The 17,977-nt window shown below is 36.6% G+C and carries 9 protein-coding genes; all 9 read right to left on the bottom strand.

The genetic code is table 11. The features are described 5' to 3' along the window. Positions 1-224 precede the first annotated feature (224 nt). The 9 genes from BM084_RS00975 to BM084_RS00935 all read right to left on the bottom strand — a co-directional run bounded on the left by BM084_RS00975 (position 225) and on the right by BM084_RS00935 (position 17,958). Complete coding sequence (locus BM084_RS00975; protein WP_093302124.1) at positions 225-1,346, bottom strand: ROK family protein; 1,122 nt, start codon at positions 1,344-1,346, stop codon at positions 225-227. Between the two features lie 191 nt (positions 1,347-1,537). Continuing rightward, on the bottom strand, positions 1,538-2,512 hold the full coding sequence (locus tag BM084_RS00970) for a glycosylasparaginase (RefSeq protein ID WP_075326354.1): 975 nt from the start codon (positions 2,510-2,512) through the stop codon (positions 1,538-1,540). 145 nt (positions 2,513-2,657) lie between these two features. After that, positions 2,658-4,562: a SusD/RagB family nutrient-binding outer membrane lipoprotein gene (locus tag BM084_RS00965; RefSeq protein ID WP_093302121.1), complete on the bottom strand. Its 1,905-nt coding sequence runs from the start codon at positions 4,560-4,562 to the stop codon at positions 2,658-2,660. Positions 4,563-4,580: 18 nt separating this feature from the next. Then, positions 4,581-7,697 (bottom strand): SusC/RagA family TonB-linked outer membrane protein, encoded by a 3,117-nt coding sequence (locus BM084_RS00960; RefSeq protein ID WP_093302118.1) that lies wholly within the window; start codon positions 7,695-7,697, stop codon positions 4,581-4,583. Positions 7,698-7,895: 198 nt separating this feature from the next. Continuing rightward, positions 7,896-10,142, bottom strand: coding sequence for a GH92 family glycosyl hydrolase (locus BM084_RS00955; protein WP_093302116.1), 2,247 nt, complete (start codon positions 10,140-10,142; stop codon positions 7,896-7,898). A gap of 2 nt (positions 10,143-10,144) precedes the next feature. Then, the gene (locus BM084_RS00950; protein WP_093302113.1) at positions 10,145-11,332 is read right to left on the bottom strand and encodes a PNGase F N-terminal domain-containing protein; all 1,188 of its coding nucleotides are present in this window, start codon (positions 11,330-11,332) and stop codon (positions 10,145-10,147) included. A 15-nt stretch (positions 11,333-11,347) separates the two neighbouring features. Beyond that, positions 11,348-13,666, bottom strand: coding sequence for a glycoside hydrolase family 20 protein (locus BM084_RS00945; RefSeq protein WP_093302111.1), 2,319 nt, complete (start codon positions 13,664-13,666; stop codon positions 11,348-11,350). A 3-nt stretch (positions 13,667-13,669) separates the two neighbouring features. Then, positions 13,670-16,831, bottom strand: coding sequence for a beta-galactosidase, LacZ type (locus tag BM084_RS00940; RefSeq protein WP_093302108.1), 3,162 nt, complete (start codon positions 16,829-16,831; stop codon positions 13,670-13,672). After that, on the bottom strand, positions 16,831-17,958 hold the full coding sequence (locus BM084_RS00935) for a family 10 glycosylhydrolase (RefSeq protein ID WP_075326344.1): 1,128 nt from the start codon (positions 17,956-17,958) through the stop codon (positions 16,831-16,833). The genes BM084_RS00940 and BM084_RS00935 overlap by 1 nt, the downstream gene beginning before the upstream one ends. Positions 17,959-17,977: the final 19 nt, after the last annotated feature.

Here is a 17,977-nt window from a genome sequence, read left to right as displayed (position 1 = left end):
GATCCCGCAGTAAAAATTCTTCAGAATAAGGTATCCTTTATGGCTTTTTCTTCCGGAGATTGTGCAAATCCCTGAAAACCAATTAAAATACCGAGAAATATTATCGTTTTTTTCAATTTCATTATCCGTCTAAGTTTATAAATGCTTCCCCGTTAAAGATATTCAGGTAAAAATCAAAGTTTAATTGATTGTTAATTACTATTTTTATTATATAATTTATCCCTCTACTTCTTTGTAGTTAGGGTAAAATTTTCAACTTGATTTAAAGCTATGGCGTAGGCGCCAAGCATAATTGCTTTACTTGTTCCCAAGCGGGAAATCCCTATTGGAATTCCTTTGTTCGCCATAAATTCTACTTCACGGGAAGAAAATGGAATCTTTACTTTTTTTGTTGCTCTGCGATAAAATTCGTTTTTGCTTTCCTTCTCTTCAAAAGAAAAAGCCCGGGATACTATTCGATTCAACTTTTCTCCTTTACGAGTTTTAATTTCGCCATTTAAATGTTTTAAGATTTGAGGAAGTAATAATTCAGAAGAACCAGACATCCCTCCGCCAATCACCACTGCACCGTCTATTAAGGTTATTATATTTGCTAATGCTTCAGCCGCCACCTGGGCCATATTATCATAAGCCGTTATTGCAGCTTTTTTATTTCCATTTTCATTTCCAATTGCTATTTCAAAGATCTCCTTCGGACTGCGTTCCTCGCTTTCGCCCGAGAGATTTTTATAATAATGTTGAATTCCTCGTACACTAACACTTTCTTCTGCTATGATTTCGGGCTCTAATAAATTGCGCATTAACCAGACCTCCCCTCCAGCCGAGTTATCGCCTTCGCAAATTTGATTATTAATTACAATACCACCTCCAAAACCAGTGCCCAGGGTAATACCAATAAGGTTTTTAAACTTTTTATTGATTTCAAAATCTCTAAAACCCTTATTAACCTCTGTTAGAAAACCACCAATACTTTCTCCATAGGTAAATAAGTCTCCATCGTTATTAATAAAAGTAGGTAGATTAAAATAATCTTCTAAGAAAGGCCCTAACGCAACACTATTCTTAAAGCCTGGAAAATTTGGCGGATTTATAATAACTCCTTTTTTATAAGCAGCAGGACCGGGAAAAGCAAAACTTATGGCTACCGCTTTTTCAGGATATATGGCTTCATTAATTTTTTCGAATCCGGTGATGATTGTATTAAGACATCTTTTTAAATCGTTAGAATAAGAAGGTAAGGTTAATAAATCAGTTATAGGCTTACCACCTTGTAGGGCAGAGAAAACAAAATTTGTACCTCCAGCATCTAAGGTTAATACTATTCGCTGGTCATTGAATATTTTCATTTTACACGAGAAAATTTTTTAATTATTAAATATTGTATTTCCTAAAATACTGTTTGGCATTAATTCCATATAAAATGGATACCCATCATTGAAGGAAATGGCTAATGGTATTTCTTTTTCTTTTCTAACTCAGAAATAATCCTTAATATTTACTATAAACCAAGCACGTTTAAGGCTTAAGGATCGGCTTTTTATAGGTAAGATTCACTCTTAATATTTCTGTTTTCTCCAGCTCTATTTACTACATAAGTAAACCCTGGATGAATACAATAGGAACCTACTTCTCCCTTTTTATTTACAGCCAACAGAGCCACCTGAAAATCTTTATATTTCGAATTATTTTTAATTATTCTTTTTATAGCAAGCTCACACGATTCCTGTGGTGATTTTCCCTGGCGCATTAATTCTACCACTAAAAAGCTGCTTACATTTTTTAAGATTTCTTCTCCCATACCAGTAGCTACCGCTCCCCCTACTTCATTATCTAAAAATAAGCCCGAGCCTATAATTGGAGAATCACCTACTCTTCCCTGCATTTTATACGCTAAGCCTGAAGTTGTACAGGCTCCAGCTATATCCCCGGTTTGATCTATTGCTAACATTCCAATAGTATCGTGATTTTCAATATTGATAATAGGTTTATAATCCTTCTCTTTCAACCATTTTCTCCATTCCTTTTCTGATTTTTCAGTCAGAAGATTTTTTGGTTTAAAGCCATTTTGAATAGCAAAGTTATAAGCACCTTCTCCAACCAGCATCACATGAGGAGTTTCTTCCATCACTTTTCTAGCAACAAGTACCGGATGCTCTATATTTTTAAGATAAGCAACACTGCCGCAATTACCATTGGGAGCCATAATGCAGGCGTCTAAGGTAACTTCGCCCTCCCTATCGGGGGCGCCGCCATTACCCACCGTAGTATTATCTAAGTTGGCTTCTTCTACCATTACTCCTCGTTGAACAGCGTCTAATGCCGTGCCCCCCTGGATCAATGTGGCCCCTGCTGTCTTTCCAGCTTCCTGAAAATTCCAGGTATTAATACTAACGGGACCAGTTTTAATAGAGAAATCTTCCTGTTGAAAAGCAGGTAAACTGGAACAGGAATTTAAAAAGGGGATACCCAGGCTTATAGTACCGGCAGACTTAATAAAACTACGCCTTTTCATATAATAATAGTTTAAGATTAAAAAATTCAAGGGCCATCGGAATTAATCGATGACCCTTATGAATGATATAGAAACAATTACTTCGTGTAATAATTTTTAGAATTCAGAATTTTAAAAAATACAACAATTCCTTAAAATTATCTATTTATTCAGGTTTTGCCCACCATAAAGGGGTGAGTACACTATCGTCTCCTCCTAAATGATTAATAGCCTGTTGATAACCTTCTGGAACATTATTTTGTAAGTTACCGGGATATCTTAAACGCTGTGGAAAAAACTCCTGTCTACTTTCATTATAATTATTTTGTCCCAGTGCAGGTAAATTTGGTAAGGAATTTTCTACTGCCGGATTTTCGAAAAATGGTAAACCTAAACGTCGATGGTCGTTCCATGTCTCAAGAGGTAGCCAGGGAACCTGAGCTATAAATTTTTGTGTTATAATTTTAGTTAAATGATCATTCTTCACATTTCCATTTTGATAAAGGTGGTTGTCTGGATAAGAGAATGTTGTTGTTTCTTCACTCCCGGTATACCCGTTAATATAAGTTACAGTTTTACTCATAGGTTCAGCCGTATGGCTCCAACTAACCGAAGTACCTGCGCGGTTATAATCTTCTGAAGCCACATATTCTTCAGTATAAGAGGAGATATTCCAATAATCAAAACTTTGCTTAATACCTTCTTCATATGCAATTTGGCCATCGTGTGGCACATTCCATCCTCTAACTGCCGCTTCGGCAATTAAGAAATAGCTTTCCCAGGATCCAAAGAATACTCGTTCAGAAGTACTATTTCTAAATTTATTGGCTAAACGAGGCAAAGTTCCTGGCCAGCTATAAACCTGGTTTCCAGAACCTTTTTCACCCCAATCTCCTATAGAAGGTGCATTCCAGGTAAAGGCTGCATCTATTTCTTCTACAACATTATCACCATCCAATAAATTTCTGGTCGTGGTTCCGGTTGCAGAAAGATCCCAGGATGGGTATCGGTTCATTTCAGGATTGTCAAACCAACCCGGAATTATATAAGCTTTATAAGCCCTGGGATCTATTTCGGGATGTAAACCATCAAACCAATATCCTGCAGAAGGATTATTAGTTAAAGTAGTAAAATGATTTTCATATTTGCGACCAAAATAACCTTCAGGTTTAATATATTGATGTAAATCTGAGGGTAATAATTCTTCAGAAGAAATTCCACCTAAACCAATCATTAAGTTGTTAAGTGTAGGAGAAAGGTACTGATGGTTCCATTCTCTTGTCATAACTCCTGTTAATGCATCCCAACCAGGTCTTTCAGCAACTTTAAAACTTTCATCCCAATTGGTTATAAACTCATCACTAGCCGCAAGTTCAAATTCAGCCTGGGCTTTAGCTTCATCTACCTGAGAAAGTCTCATTGCTAATCTCATTCTCATGGAATTGGCATATTTTTTCCAGTTATTGAAATTATATCCATACGCGGGATCAAGATCCTGAACATTTGATGGAACAGTTACCTCTTCATCCATATCAGCAACGGCCTCTTTTAATTCAGTTAACATAAAATCGTAAACTTCCTCTACACTGTTAAAATCAGGATTTTCTCCCTGGAAACCGTTAATAGCAATAGGCCCAAAATTATCAGTCATTTCACTTAATAAGTAAACTCTCCAAATCCTGGCTACCTGTTTTAGGTTATTGGTATACTCATTTATATTTCCATTCTCAATTTTTTCATCAGCAATTTGAATTGCTGTATAAGCGTGATTTAACCACCCTGAAATAGAATTAAAATAATCATTACTCCAGCCATCATTATATGATCCTATAGGCAATGTATTAGTTCTATCTTGTCTTCCAGCGGCTTTCCAGTAAAGTACAAATGCTCTTTCTGACACGTGGGGATCCTGTTGAGCAGATACAATTGAATTATTTATAAAGTATTCAACCTGTACCTGATCTGCATTTGCGGCTACGGGATTTACATTGATTTCTTCAAAATCTGAACAAGAACTTATCCCAACAAGTACTGTTGCTGCAACAGTCCATCTTTTTATTATATTCTTCATAATATTTCTCTTTAAAAATTAAAATTTAACCCCAATATTTAAAAATACGGTTCGGATAGTTGGGGAAGCCAGGTTTTCAAATCCAACGGCATTGGTGGCAGTAGCAAAAACCGACTCTGGGTCTACCCCATTTAAGTTACTGTCTATCATCCAAACATTATTTGCAGAAATACCGGCATAAGCCTGGTTAAAGAAGGTATTCTCAATCCATCGGTTAGGCAAATCATATCTAAGGTTTACAGATCGCAACCTAACATTTGTAGCATCGTAAATGTTAGCTTCATTAATACCAAGGTTTCCTGATCTTTCGGTAAGGTTCATCCAGTAAAGTTGAGGAGATACACCTGTAGTATTTGGACTAAAGTTACCTTCGCCATCAGCTACTACACCATCAATAACCAAATCTTCACGATTTCCATTCACAACAGTTTGAGCTCCTGTTCCTGCATTTTGGATTGCTCGATTAGTTCCTGAAAAAATCTCTCCTCCAATTCGTGCATCTACCAGAAAACTTAAACTTAAATTTTTATATCTAAAAGAGTTTGAGAAACCTAAAAGAAAATCGGGTTGCTGATTCCCCAGACGCTCCCTATCGCTACTAGCAAGAGGTATACCTTCCTCATCTACTATAATTTGTCCAAAATACGGGCTAGATTCATCTTCAACACGCTGGTATTTTGTACCATAAATCTCTCCATAAGGCTCACCTTCCACGGCAAGAATGCTCACATTATCAAACCCTCCAAGAGTATATTGACTAACTCCATCTGCAAGTCTATTCACCGTATTCACATTTCTTGAAAAGTTTAGGTTCATGTCCCAATTAAAACCATTCGGGTTGTCTAAAATTCGTCCATTTAACATAAGCTCGAAACCTCTATTTTCGATATCTCCGGCATTAACTTTAACGCTGCCATAACCACTTAAAGGATTTAAAGGTAAATTGATTAACTGCCTTGTTGCATTAGTTTTATACCAGGAGAAATCAATACCGAATCGGTTATTAAAAAACCTAGCGTCAAATCCTATTTCGTTAGATCTAATTAATTCACTTTTTACATCTGGATTATAAAGCGTTCCATTTCTACCTGCCGTAGTATTTCCATTTGGATCTTTTCCTATATTATAAAAATTAAATAACTGATAGGCTGGCAAATCGTTACCCACTTCAGCATAAGATGCTCTTATTTTAGCAAAAGTTATCCAGTCTGGTAAAGTACCACCGGTATTTTTTATCATATCACTAATTACTAATGAAGTACTTACCGAAGGATAAAAGAATGAACGATTAGCCTTGCTTAAAGTAGAAGACCAGTCATTACGCCCGGTAACGTCCACAAAGAGAAAACCATCGTAATTAACCTGAAAAGTTCCGAATAGCGAATTAATTTTTTTGTTAGAATAGCCCTGAGAAACACCAGGATTTGCAATCCCATTGTTTAATGAAAATAAATTAGGCACTTCCAACTCTCCAGCATTGCTACTTATTAAACTGGATTCTTGCTCCATAAGGTTTCCTCCCAATGTTACTGCTGCACCCCATTTTCCTATAATATCATCTTTCGAACCACTTATCAATGCATTATAGTTGGTTTCCCTAAAGGTATTCTTACCTAAACTGTAACGACCAGTTGGTGATAAAGGACTACCGCTGTATAACTTAGATTCTGTATTAGTGGTATAAAGATCAGCACCAGCTTTTATTTCAGCATATAACCAATCATTAAAATCATGGCGAATAGAACCGTTTAGCATAAACCGGTCTCTAGTGTCCATGTTTAAATTGTTTCTATAAGCCCAATAAGGATTCATAGAGTTAGAAGGAACATACCATCTCATATTTCCAAATTCATCAGTATCACGCTCGTATTTCGTAACATCTAAAGACCGTGGTAATAAATACATTGTAGAAAATGCATTAGATACATTTACCCCATTTAACGGACGATTTTCAGCAGTAGATCTAATATACTGTACTTTTACATCACTCTTCCAATTATCCTTATCTCCAAAAACAGACACTCCACGTGTCATAAGATTTAAACGTTTTAATGTTGCTCCGGGTATAAGACTTTGATCGTCTAAATGGTTAACTGAAGAAAATAAAGAAGTCCCATCACTAACCTGTTGCTGAAAAGATAAACTATGGTTAACATTTAAGCCATTATCAAAATAATTGTCCAAATTATCATAAGCCTGAAGTTGTTCTTGCTCTCCTTCCGCATTTTCAACAGTTTGGCCCTCAATTTTTGGCCCCCAACTTAAACCAGACTGATTATCGTATTGACCATTGGCACCCTGGCCAAATGAACTTTGTAAATCTGGTGAACTGAAAATTGATTGAAAACCTATATTGGTTGAATAACTTATTCCTAAACCTTCCTGAGTTTTTCCAGTTTTAGTAGTAATTAAAATAACTCCATTTCCTGCACGAGAGCCATACAGAGCTGCTGCTGAAGCTCCTTTTAAAACCGTCATACTTTCAATGTTTTCAGGATTTAAATCTCCTAGCCCATTCCCCATATCTGGTGAAGGGTTCCAGAAATCATTGTTAGCTGCACCGGTGAAATTATCCATTGGTACTCCATCAACCACAATTAAAGGCTGATTATCTCCTGTAAGGGAGTTATTACCTCTTAATACAATTTTAGAAGAACTGGCTGGCCCATTACTCCCTCGCACTACCTGCAAGCCGGCAACCTTACCAGTCATTGCGTTGGCAAGGTTATTTTCCCGGGCTTCTGTTAGGGATTCCCCTCCAATTTCCTGAAGCGCATAACCCAGAGATTTTTTTTCTCTTTTAATTCCAAGGGCGGTTACCACCACTTCATCGAGCGCTTCAGTATCGGGGGCTAATTCAATTTGAATTTCCGATCCTTCAGGCTCAATTTCCTGGGTTATATATCCTAACATAGAAAATTGGAGAATACTCCCTTCATCTATTTCAATTGTAAAATTTCCATCGAAATCAGAAGAGACCCCGTTACTGGTTCCTTTTTCCACGACATTTACTCCCGGAAGCGGCATGCCATTTTCGGCATCAACAATATTACCGCTCACGGATTGTGATTGTGCCAGCAAGACTTGAATGCTACACAATAATAAAGATGCAAACAAGAATAATTTTTTGTTCATTATTATTAGTTTTTGGTTAATTTCTCGAAACAGCTAGTGTCTGTTTTCTTAAACTTTACCCAAATTTGTCATAATCTTTAAGATGAAAAATTAATTTCGACTAATAACATAGCTCAATAGCTAAATAACCTTAAACGAAAACGTTATCGATAAACCAAATGAATAGCGTTTAACATAAGGAGTTCGTAAAAACTTAAATTATTCTTTTTCTGGTGTTAAAAATATTAACTCTTTAGAGTTCACTAAATCTTCGTGGCTAATGAAAAAATTAGGGAATACTTGATTATTTCGCATCAACGGATAAACCTTATTTTTCTGGTTGTTAATTTCCTTTTTGCGAATAATTAAACTGTCTTTTCCATAAAAATCAGGATTTAACTTGATTTTAATTTGTTCAAAAACAGGAGTTGTTATGGTGTAAACGGACTTAGCTGGTATAATTGGATAGAATCCCATCATGCTATAAACTGCCCAGGCACTCATTGTACCTGTATCATCATTACCAGGTAACCCATCAGGAGAGTTTTTATAATACTTGTTTAATAATTTATTTACTTGTTTTGAAGCTTTGTTTTCACTGCCTGGAATAAAATTATAAAGATAAGGATAAGCGAAATCTGGTTCATTGGCCATATCAAAGTGGCCTTTTTCAAAAACCGCATCCAGCTTTTCTTCATAGGCCTTCTCTCCACCCATTAATTTTATTAATCCTTCAGCATCATGAGAAAGCATAAAAAGGTATTGCCAGGCATTTCCCTCAATAAACCCTGGATTTTTGCTGAAATTAGCTCCGGCTAAAGGATCAAAACCTTCCATCCATCTACCATTTTCATGTTTAGGTTGAAGGAATTGAGACTCTGGGTTATATAATTCTCTATAACTAACCGAACGCTTTAAAAATTTTTGATAACCTTCTTCCTTACCTAATTCCTTTGCCAGTTGAGCAATTGCAAAATCTGCTATATTATATTCCTGAGTTACCGAAACCGGACCCGCCACACCAGAATCTACACTTACAAAGCCATTTTTAATATATTCATCAAGCCCCGGTCGTAATGGATTGTTTTCAGTTTTTGTAGCACTTTTAAGCATAGCTTCGTAAGCTTTTTCTACATTAAAATCTGTAAGTCCGCGTAAATAAGTGTCAGACAAAATAACTGCAGCAGGATCTCCCACCATTGTAAAAGTTTCTGTAGAATTTAATTCCCATTTAGGTAACCAACCATTTTCATCATAGATCTCTAACATAGAGTTTACCATCTCTAATTGTTCTTCAGGATAAAGAAGGCTGAGTAATTGATGATAATTTCTATAAGTATCCCACAAAGAAAAAGTAGTGTAGCGTGTTCCTTCTGTTTTACCAATTTTACCTGTTGAAATTTCTGGATATTCTCCATTTACATCATTAAAAATATTTGGATGAATTTGCATATGGTATAAAGAAGTGTAAAAAACATGCTTATCTTCTTCATTATTTCCTTTAACCTCAACAACAGAGAGTTTATCCTGCCAGGATTTTCTAGTTTCCGCATATACCGCATCAAAATCTTTCCCACCGGTTTCCTTTTTAAGGTTTTCCCGGGCATTTTCTATACTAACATAGGAAACTCCAATTTTTAATTCAACCGAGGTAGGTTCTTTAAAATCATAAGTAAAATATGCACCAATACTATCTCCTATTACTTCCCGGGTAAAACCTTTTTTAATGCGAGTTTCCCCGTTGTAAGTCATCCATTGGGCTTCTTCACCTTCATATTTGGAAGGTATTTTCCAGGCACCAAATTCATTGGCAGGTACTGAAAATTCAGCAGCGAAATACACAGGATATGCAGCTTCGGGACTATTATAACAAAACGAACCTACCGTACGCATTCCTTCAATCTCAGTAGGAGATACAATTTTAACCATAGCTCCCTGCTCGTTAGTAAGACCTAAACCTAAATTCAATAAAATGTTTGATTTCCCTTTCGGAAAAGAATAACGGCTCACTCCCGTTCTAGTTGAAGCCGTCATTTCAGCCTTAATATTATATTCATCTAATTCCGCCGAATAATAACCTGCTTTAGCCTCCTCGTTTGAATAAGTTGTTCCATAATTGAGATGGTTAATCTTTAGACTTCCAGTAGTAGGCATACTAATAATAACCCCAAGTTCTGGGCATCCAACGCCACTCATATTGACATGACTAAATCCTGTTAAAAATTTATTTTCATAAACATACGGGTTAGACAACCACCTACTATCTTTTTCTAAAGAATTTAAATCTGTTCGACCTGCTACATTAAAAGGAGAAACACTTGCCATCCCTCTCGGGGCTATTGCCCCGGGATGGGTAGCTCCGAAATTAGAGGTGCCTATAAATGGATTTACGTAATCTACCGGTTCATTTTGAGCGGTTACACATTGGAATAATAGTAAACCGTATACAACTAAAAACTTTTTCATGTTTATTCTTCATAAGTTAAATAAGCCGAAACCAGCCAGTGATTGAGTTTATCTCCTTCTATGGGCGTCCCATCAATAGAAATCTTTAATGTATGGTTGCCTTGTTTCATATCACCCAAATTCACAACTTCAGGACTAACTTTTGAGCCGGGACACCAATTAGAACGAGAAAGGTCTGAAGAAGCCAGGCGTTCTTCAATCTCTTTATATTCCTTTTTACCCTTTTTGTTGTAAGCATAGGCAGTATCCTGACGCGTCCACACTCCAGAAGATGGATTAAACCTTCTAAAAGAAGCACAATCGTCACGCCATGGAATAAAATCAATCACTTTACGGCCATCAACGTTCACTTTATTGTTAATTTTTATAAACTCATCTCCGCCACTATGCCCCCCGTGACCGGTAGTGATATAATGAAGTTTTACATTGGTTGCATCTTCGGGTAATTCAAAATTAGTTTCCAGGTCCTGATAAGCAAAAAGGTCTGGGTGCTTTTGCCCTGCATAATAAATGGTGTTTACTAAAGGAATCACTTTATTTGTGGTTAATGGTCTTCCAGAGTATTCAAGAGAAACATCTATGGTATAGCCTTCGGCCGTCCAGGTATCAATCCAAACACCTATTATAAACTCCCCGGTAAGTTCTGAAGCCAAATGGCTTATATTTTCTTCCCAAACTACTTCCTGAGCCCAATTTGGAACCGAAACAGGGCGGTTATAGCGTATTCTTGGATGCGCTTCTTCATCACTGTAATAACCCACTCCAAAAGGAGTCATAAATCGTAAAATTTCAAGAGCAGGAATATAATTTTCAGCCATTTTAATTCCTGGATAATCTTTAACGCCTGCTGCTTCTGGAAAAGTTTCGGTTCCATTCGCAATATCTTCTATATCAATTTTATCAGGCTCAGTTACCACAAATAATGATCCCGATTTATCCCAGGCATCTCCTGCTGATTTTAGGGTCATTTTCAGTTTTACATCTGTACCTTCAGGAAAAACGGGAGCTTTAACCTTTTTAAATAAAAGCCGTCCATCTTGTACCCTTTTAATACTCAAAGTATCACCTTTCTCTCCGTGAAAATTTACCGGTTGGTTTTTAAATACTTCTACAATTTCTGATTCTTGCGCTTTAAGGGCATTACTTAAAAAAGTCAAAACAGAAATTAATACTAATACATATTTATTCATTAAAACTCTTTTTAATTATTCAACAACTATTTCATCTAAAAACAGCCAGGAATCTCCTCCTCCTGGTGAATGACCCAGGTTATCTACTTCTACTTTAATAAACCTTCCTTCTACAGATTCCTCCAATTCTATACTGAAATCTTTTAATTCCGGATTTCCGTTTTCTTTAAATTCGCGCGAAATGCTACCTATAGAACGGTAGTTATTTCCATTCTCTGAGATGGATACAGAAACTTTCAATGGATAATAAATACCAGATCCCTGATTTTCCATCGCTCCCACACTTACTTTATTAATCTCTGTTAACTCATCCAGGTCTATATCAATTCTCACATCGTCTACTAACCATCCCTGCCACTGGCCATCATGGAAGTTTAAGCTTCCACGAAGTACATTTACCAAGCCCACATCTTCCGGTCCCTTGTAACTATCGTGATAGATGGGCTCATACCTTACTTTTTTTCCCACAGCTTTATGAAAACTAAAAGTTTTTTCCAAAACTGCACCGGGCTGTCTTCCATTTTCAAAAACAGCTGCTTTAAGTTTAGTGGTTTCAGAAATCTCCAGGGGCTGAGTATATTTTTTGGAAGATTCATTTAAGGTATTATCATTTAAAGTATATCTAATTTCAGTATTGGGAAATTCATTTTCCAGGCTTATTTTTAAACTTTCAGAATCTAAATCTACTTCGGTTTCTGCGGTAACGGCAAATGCACTTTTGGCGTAGTTAATATTCATTGCCTCTAAGCGTGGGAGGATATTTTGTTTTAATTTTTCTGAGAAAACCTTCCAATCTTTTTTTTCTTTTGGACTCCATACTACTTCAGAAAGCGCTACCAGTCGGGGAAATAACATATATTCAGAATGACTGGGGCTATCTATAAATTCACTCCATAAATTCGCCTGACCTCCAAGCACATGCTTCTTTTGTTCTATGGACATAGAATCTACTATGGGATCAAATTCATAAACTTTGCTAAGCGTGGTATAACCTCCAAAGGCCACAGGCTCTGTATCGGGATCACCCTGATAATGGTCAAAATACATATGAGACCCAGGTGTCATTACAACATCATGCCCTTGTTTTGAAGCTTCCCATCCTCCCTGTACGCCTCGCCAGCTCATAACGGTTGCTCCTGGGGCCAATCCGCCTTCTAAAATTTCATCCCAACCAATTAAAACTCGATCGTGAGAACTAATAAACCGTTCCATTCGTTGTATAAAGTAACTCTGAAGCTCTTCAACATTCGCCAGATCCTCTTCCTGCATTCTGCCCTGGCAATCGGGGCATTTTTCCCAATTGGTTTTAGTCGCTTCGTCCCCACCTACGTGAATATATTTAGAGGGAAATAATTCCATTACTTCCAGTAAAACGTCTTCTAAAAACTCAAAGGTATTTTCTTTTCCGGGGCAATATATGTCAGTGATTGGCCACACCCCTCCAGAGGGTACCATAATTTCATTTTCAAAACAAGATAGTTCGGGATAAGCTGCAATGGCACTCATCACATGTGCCGGCATTTCAATTTCTGGCACTACAGTAATACCAAGTTTCTCGGCATAGGCCACAATTTCTTTAATATCTGCCTGTGAATAAAACCCGCCTAATGTCGCTTTTTCTCCCGGTTGTGGTGTAGGCCTGGCATTCCAATGCTTATCTTCATGATCTACCCTAAATGCACCTACTTCGGTAAGTTTTGGATATTTCTTAATCTCTATTCGCCATCCCTGATCATCTACTAAGTGAAAGTGGAAAGTGTTTAACTTTAAAAAAGCCATTCGGTCTAAATGCTTTTTTATATATTCTTTTTCAAAAAAATGACGTGCCACATCTAAATGACTGCCCCGCCATTTATACCTTGGACTATCCTTTATACTTACGAACGGTATACTCCAATCGATTTCCCGCACAGAATTTTCTTCAATTTTGATAGGCAATAATTGTCTTAAACTTTGAATTCCATATACAAAGCCGGGTATGCCTGAAGCAGTTATTTCTACCTTTTCTTTATCACTTTCTAAAAGGTATGTTTCCTTTTCTAGTTCATCATCAAGCTTAAAAATTAGATAATTTTTTTCAGGTTTATCGGTAGAAATACCAAGCTTCCAACCGGCGGCACTGCTAAATTTTTCGGTTAAAATTTCAGCAACAGGTTTTAGAGAATCGGGGACTATAATTTTGGTGTTTTCGTTAAAGGTAAATTCACCATCCCTTAGACTCATTTGTTCTGGTTCAGGAATTATTTGAATATTATTAGAATCAACTGTATTCTCGCTACTTTCACACGAAATAATTAACAAGCAAAGTACAATTAGTGTAACCTTTTTTATCATAGCTTACTTAGTTTCAGGAGTTATTTTAAAACGATAATGATATTTTTCATCTAAAAGCCTGTATTTCTCCAGGGGTAAATGTCCCCAGCTGGTAATGCTTCCCAGCCCCATCTGTGCCTTATCAATAAACAGACTGGTAAGTTCAAGCGGTTTTACCTCGGCTGCGTGGCGCTGGTCTCTTTTTTCCCCATCATCCAGATCTTTCATTAAATAGTGTAGCGCAGTAAAATTAAACGGTTGCTCACCCTCAACTTTTAAGTTGATGTTATTGCCCTCTAACATTAACCAACGGACGTCTGATTTATTTCCTGTTTCTTGTGGACGGATGTAAGGATAATATTGCTCTGCGACCGTTTGACTGTACTTTTTTATTAAAGCTGAATTTTTCCTATCCTTATAATTTTCATGAGGTCCTCTACCATAATATTCCAAGTTGTTGAATTGCGATGGTAACTGCATTTGCATTCCAACTCTTAATGGCATTTTTCTCTTCTCGTTTTGAGGATCGGTATTTAATTGATAGTCAACTATTATTTCTCCCGATCCACTTATGCTATATTCTATATACAGGCTGGAAGCGACCTCATCCAGGTCATATTTTGTTGAAATGATATAATTTCCATCTTTTTCTTTATAATTAAATGATTCTAACGGTGGTTGCTCGCTCATCTTTTTCCAGACTTCCAGCCTGGTAGGCAGTTGGGCTCCATAATCATTATCGGTGGGTGCACGCCAGAAATTAGGTTTAAAATCAAAACCTGTTTTCAGTACTTTATTCCCTTTAAAAATATAATCTGTTAGAAAGCCGGTTTCTTTGTTAAAACTAAAAGTAACCCGTTCATCTTTGAACAATACTCTCTTTTCTGAATCCTCAACCTTTATTGCTGTTTTTTCTAAAAATTCAAGTTTTTGCGGCTCTCGTACTCTAATAGCTAACTGTTCACTAGAAAGAACATGATTTTCTTTTAAGAGGCCCTCCTCTGCCTTAAGAATATATTCTAAATTGAGAAATATCTCATTATAATTTTCATTGGGAAGTGGGAAGCCCAAATCGATCTCTTTTAGTTCCCTGGGTGCTATTTCTAAAGATTCTAATTCGCCATTGTCTATAATTTCTCCATCAGCTTGCAAAAACCAGTTTAATCTTACATCAGATAAGTCCTTAAAGAATTGTTCATTAAAAACTTTAATCTTAGTAGCTTGTGCATCCACCAAACTTGTTCGCACTGGTTGGTAAATTTTCTTAACCTCAAAAGCGTGTGGATTTGGATTTCTTTCAGGTGAAAACACGCCATTATTGAGAAAATTATTAGCACTAGGAACATCCTCTGGACCAAAATCTCCCCCATAGGCAAAAATTTTAGTGCCGTCTTCCAATATTTTATAAATGGACTGGTCTACCATATCCCAAATAAATCCACCTTGAAAAGTATCGTAGTCCCGAATTATCTTCCAATAATCTTCAAAATTCCCAAGGCTGTTTCCCATAGCGTGAGCATATTCACAAAGAATATAAGGTCTATCGGGATCAGGATTTTTTTGTACATAAGCCAACATCTCATCGGGAGAGGCATACATTGGTGCAATTATATCAGTATTCCATTCAACTTGCATATCTGCCTTACTTCGATAAGGTAAAATTGCACGTTCATGCATTATAGGCCGTGAAGGATCACGTTCTTTTATCCAGGTATAGCCCTCATAAAAGTTATATCCATTCCCCGCTTCATTACCCATACTCCAAATCACAATTGAAGGGTGGTTTTTATCCCTTTCAACCATTCTTTCAAGACGTTCCAGGTGTGCCTTTTTCCAATTAGGATTATTAGCAAGTGTTCTGGTTAAATCATAACCCATCCCATGAGATTCAATATTAGCTTCATCAACCACATAAAGGCCGTACTTATCACAAAGTTCATAGAAATATGGATCATTGGGATAATGTGAAGTTCTAACCGCGTTAAAGTTGAATTCTCTAAGCCTCTTTACATCTTGCAACATTCTTTCGCGAGAAACAACCTGTCCAGTGGTAGGATCTGTATCGTGCCGGTTAACGCCTTTAAAAAGTACTGGCTTACCATTTACCAATAATTGAGCATCTTTAATCTGAATTTCCCTGAAGCCTACATTTTGATGAATAATCTCCTGTACTTTTCCTTTTTTATCTTTTAGCGTAAATTTTACTGTGTATAGATTTGGTGTCTCGGCCGTCCATTTATCGGGATTTTCAACATCTATTTTAATTTCTAAAGATTCCTGCCATTCGCTTACTCTCTTTTCAGCCTGGTATAACTTATCATCTTCCCTTTCAAGTATGATTTCCAGCCTATGTTTGTCGCGTTTAGGTATATCTGAAAACTCCGGTACGATAGTTAGAATGGCATCCTGGTAATGCTCATCCAATTCGGTTTTTACCTCAAAGTCCTGCAATCTCACTTTTTTTCTTGCAAAAAGATAGGTGTCACGGGTAATACCGCTCATTCGCCAATAATCCTGTCCTTCTAAATATGAGCCGTCACTCCAGCGCATAACTTTCATTACAATTAAGTTCTTACCGGTTTTAATAAATGGTGTGATATTGAATTCCTGCGGTAATTTGGCATCTTCCCCATAACCAACATATTCTCCATTTACCCAAACTTTCAGGTTTGATTTTGCCGCTCCCACGTGTAAAAACACGTCTTTCTGATCCCAATTTTCGTCTATTTCAATGTTACGGCGATACACCCCTGTTGGATTATAATCCACCGGTACTTTTGGAGGATTAATATCTATTAGGTTTTGAAATTCATAGGTAGCATTTACATAAATAGGAATACCATAACCATTAACCTCCCAGTTTGACGGTATCTGAAAAGTATTCCAGGAAGAGTCATCAAAGTTAAGGGTATGGAAATTTTTTGGTAATTCACCCGGACTTTCATACCATTTAAAATCCCATTCTCCATTAAGATTTAAATAGTTTTTAGAATCTTTCCAGTTATTTGTTTCTGCCAATGATTTATTCTCAAAAACAAAATAGGAAGCCCGCATAGGCTCCCTATTTTCTTGATTTATTTCAGGATCGAGATAATATTCGTTTTGAGAAAAAAGGTCCTGCCCTGTGAGTACTAGAGCTAAAAATCCGACCACGAATGAAATATAGTATTCTTTAAATTTATACATTATTCTTCTTTTAGAAGTTCTCTTGCTTTTTTAAGTGCTTCAAAATGTTCATCAGTAAAGGCTCCTCCATCAAAGAATGCTGCTCCTTTTGCTCCATTTTCATAAGCAAACTTTATAGCATTTACCAGTTCTTCCCCATTTAATTCTGGAAGGTAAATCCCGGTGTGCAATTCAGTATTAGTACCCTTTAAATCTTTAACACCCTGCCCTGTAGCAAAACCAATCCAGTCTATTTCTTCATTATAAAAATTTTGATAAATCATAGGCAAAACCATATCAACATTCCATTTATCCCAACGTTGACGTACCATATGATCTGCCATTTCAGGATAAGGAAATACAGCTGCTGTTAAATATTTATCGTTCTTGTGGGCTATTTTATAAGCTTCATCTACAATCGCTTTTACTTTATTCAAACGGAATTGCTTCCATTCCATATCAATAGCCGGATTATCAAAATCTTTCGGATTTTTATGATGCTCTTTTTCAAATTCAGCTACACAAACCTCACAATAGCAGAAATCAAATTCAGCAAGTTCTTCATTTTGCTCTAAATCATATTTTGGCAGCAACCCGATAGGAAGAAAGATATCAGAATACCTAATATAATCCAGGTGTACACTTTCAACACCTTCTACTTTGGCCAAACCTTCTACCAAACTTAAAATATGATTTTTAGATTCTTCCCGGGTTGGGCAAAGCCATTTATAGTAACCAACATAAGGTGGTTGGTCAAAAGTGGATTTACCATCCCTGCTCACTGCGTACCAATCAGGGTGTTTTTGAGCTTCTTCATCTCCCGGGCGGTTCACGGTAAACATCCAGGCATGAACTTCCAAACCTTGTTCTGTAGCCAGTGGAGCTAATTCTGAAAGCAATTGGGCATCAGCTTCTGTATTAATTAACACTGCATCTATTCCATTTTCTTTATATTTTCTGAATTCTTCTGAATACTCCTTATCTGATTTTTCGGGACTGGCTGTTATCCAGGTCCAATACTTAAAATCATTGTTTGAAGAATTGGTTTTTTCTTCAGATTTCTTTGTTGCAGCTGAATCATTTTTAGCAGAAGAATTTCCACAAGCTGTAACTGTAAAAGCCAATAATAAATAATAGATATATTTCATTTTTTAAATTTTATACCGG

Origin of the sequence: Salegentibacter agarivorans (genome assembly GCF_900113135.1) — a bacterium.
In the GTDB taxonomy this organism is placed as follows: Bacteria; Bacteroidota; Bacteroidia; order Flavobacteriales; family Flavobacteriaceae; genus Salegentibacter; species Salegentibacter agarivorans.
This window is presented reverse-complemented; position numbering and strand designations above follow the sequence as displayed.